This is a genomic window from Aeromonas sp. sif0611 (genome assembly GCF_019218845.1).
GTDB lineage: Bacteria > Pseudomonadota > Gammaproteobacteria > Enterobacterales > Aeromonadaceae > Aeromonas > Aeromonas media.
In genome coordinates, this window is the sequence record NZ_JAHUWU010000019.1 from 1 (window position 1) to 1,434 (window position 1,434).

2 tRNA genes and 2 rRNA genes are annotated in these 1,434 nt (G+C 50.4%); all 4 read left to right on the forward strand.

Annotated features, from left to right (window positions below):
* Positions 1–660 (forward strand): 16S ribosomal RNA (locus KW824_RS20550); the annotation flags it as partial.
* A gap of 71 nt (positions 661–731) precedes the next feature.
* Positions 732–808, forward strand: a tRNA-Ile gene (locus tag KW824_RS20555).
* A gap of 10 nt (positions 809–818) precedes the next feature.
* Positions 819–894 (forward strand) — tRNA-Ala (locus tag KW824_RS20560).
* A 239-nt stretch (positions 895–1,133) separates the two neighbouring features.
* Positions 1,134–1,434, forward strand: a 23S ribosomal RNA gene (locus KW824_RS20565); the annotation flags it as partial.

Below are 1,434 nucleotides of genomic sequence, written 5' to 3' on the forward strand. Positions count from 1 at the left end.
TGGGGAGTACGGCCGCAAGGTTAAAACTCAAATGAATTGACGGGGGCCCGCACAAGCGGTGGAGCATGTGGTTTAATTCGATGCAACGCGAAGAACCTTACCTGGCCTTGACATGTCTGGAATCCTGCAGAGATGCGGGAGTGCCTTCGGGAATCAGAACACAGGTGCTGCATGGCTGTCGTCAGCTCGTGTCGTGAGATGTTGGGTTAAGTCCCGCAACGAGCGCAACCCCTGTCCTTTGTTGCCAGCACGTAATGGTGGGAACTCAAGGGAGACTGCCGGTGATAAACCGGAGGAAGGTGGGGATGACGTCAAGTCATCATGGCCCTTACGGCCAGGGCTACACACGTGCTACAATGGCGCGTACAGAGGGCTGCAAGCTAGCGATAGTGAGCGAATCCCAAAAAGCGCGTCGTAGTCCGGATCGGAGTCTGCAACTCGACTCCGTGAAGTCGGAATCGCTAGTAATCGCAAATCAGAATGTTGCGGTGAATACGTTCCCGGGCCTTGTACACACCGCCCGTCACACCATGGGAGTGGGTTGCACCAGAAGTAGATAGCTTAACCTTCGGGAGGGCGTTTACCACGGTGTGATTCATGACTGGGGTGAAGTCGTAACAAGGTAACCCTAGGGGAACCTGGGGTTGGATCACCTCCTTACCTTAAGATGTCGTGTTGTTGAGTGTTCACACAGATTGCCTTGATTCAAGTTTAGAGACAGTACACGAAGTGGGTCTGTAGCTCAGGTGGTTAGAGCGCACCCCTGATAAGGGTGAGGTCGGTGGTTCGAGTCCACTCAGACCCACCACTTCGATTACGGGGCTATAGCTCAGCTGGGAGAGCGCCTGCTTTGCACGCAGGAGGTCTGCGGTTCGATCCCGCATAGCTCCACCATATCGTACTGTGTTTGTCAGAAGACAAAGCCATGAATTGGATAGCAATATTCAGTTAATGCCTTTGACTTCTTTACGAAGTTTGCTCTTTAACAATCTGGAAAGCTGATTTAAAAAGTAGTTCTCAAACATTTGTTACAAGTGCTTTGGAAACTTCTTGGCGAAAACCAAAATTTATTTTGGTCCTTGTTGTACGACAACAAGCAAGCGTTGTTTCGACGACACTTCTTGGGGTTGTATGGTTAAGTGACTAAGCGTACATGGTGGATGCCTTGGCAGTCAGAGGCGATGAAGGACGTACTAACCTGCGATAAGCTGTGAGAAGTCGGTAAGAGACGCTATTACTCACAGATTTCCGAATGGGGAAACCCACTTAGCATAAGCTAGGTATCGTTGCATGAATACATAGTGCAACGAGGCGAACCGGGAGAACTGAAACATCTAAGTACCCCGAGGAAAAGAAATCAACCGAGATTCCCTCAGTAGCGGCGAGCGAACGGGGATTAGCCCTTAAGTTTCTTGGAAGTTAGTGGAATGGTCC